Source organism: uncultured Campylobacter sp., from assembly GCF_938030685.1.
In the GTDB taxonomy this organism is placed as follows: domain Bacteria; phylum Campylobacterota; class Campylobacteria; order Campylobacterales; family Campylobacteraceae; genus Campylobacter_B.
This window is the reverse complement of record NZ_CALHHX010000146.1, coordinates 1-1175: the sequence shown is the minus strand read 5'-3', so window position 1 is coordinate 1175 and position 1175 is coordinate 1. Positions and strand designations below refer to the sequence as shown.

The following is a 1175-nucleotide window of genomic DNA, read 5'->3' as shown; positions in this document are numbered from 1 at the left end:
CGCGCTCGATCCGCAGCTGCTCAAAGGGATCGGCGCCGAATTTCACGTCGTAATCTGCGCAGATTTTATCGAAACACGCCCTTCCAAGCGCATTTAGCGCGGCGAGCGCGAGCGTCTTTTTAAGCGGCGCGGCAGAGCTCAGATCGCGCAGCAGATAGCGCACGCTTTTGCCCGCGATATTGCCCGAATCGGGCATCGCACTTGCTTGCGAGGGGCAGCAAACAGCGCCTGATAGGGACTTTAGCGGCGTATAGCTAAGCCCGCACGCGCCTCCTTGCAGCTTTACGCCGCTAAAAAACAGCCCCACGACCGCGCGCTGGATCTTAAGATCCAGCGCCTGGGCGCCTAAAATTTCTTTCGCACGCTCCAGCGTTTGATCTAAAATTTCGCTCATTTTCGATCCTTTAATGTGGAATTTAGCGCCATTATAGCTTAAAATTTCGGCGCCCGTATTGATATAAATTTATTGATCGCGCGACGGGCAACGTCCAAGAAGACGCGAACTAAATTTAACGCAAGCGGCTAGTGCGAGATAAAATTTTATGTAGCTAGCGCGTATCGTTGCGGCTTGGAATTTTAAAAAGCGCAGTGCAGCTTTAAAATTTGAAACGTGCGGACAAACATGAAATTTTAACGAACGAGTGCGGCTTGGAATTTTAAACTGATCGGCGGCGCGGACGAAGCGGCAGGCGCAAGCAAGCGGCGCGGGTGGATCAAATTTAACGAGCAAGCCGATGCGAACCCAGGCAAATACGAGCTAAATTCCATGAGGACGAATGAGTGAGGGTTCGGGTCGGGCTGGCTAAATTTCAATAAATACGAATGGGCGCGAGCCCAGGCGGATACAGGTTAAATCTAATGAAAGTGGCGAGAGCAGGCTAAATTTAACGAAAGCGGCAGCAGTGGGCAAAATTAATAAATTAAGACGCAGGTAAAATTTACGCGACGAGCCGTATCTGCGACAAGTCGCGCCTGCTGCGGAGTTAAATTTTATTTCCTACCTGCCGCACGGCTAAATTTTATTTCCGATCCATCGCAGGACTAAATTTCATTTTCCAATATGGCGCGAGGCTAAATTTTATTTTCCGATAGCAGGATGTTGATGAGTGGATTTAGCAGTGTCTCGCCGCGAGCGGCGCACAGCACGATCTCGTCGTAGTAGTAGTCGCTCCTGC

General features: G+C 50.5%; 1 protein-coding gene. It reads right to left on the bottom strand.

The window, feature by feature from the left end; genetic code table 11:
- Positions 1-394 (bottom strand): DUF4213 domain-containing protein (locus Q0369_RS06810; protein ID WP_298097731.1); only part of this gene is annotated, 394 nt, incomplete at its 3' end.
- Positions 395-1175: the final 781 nt, after the last annotated feature.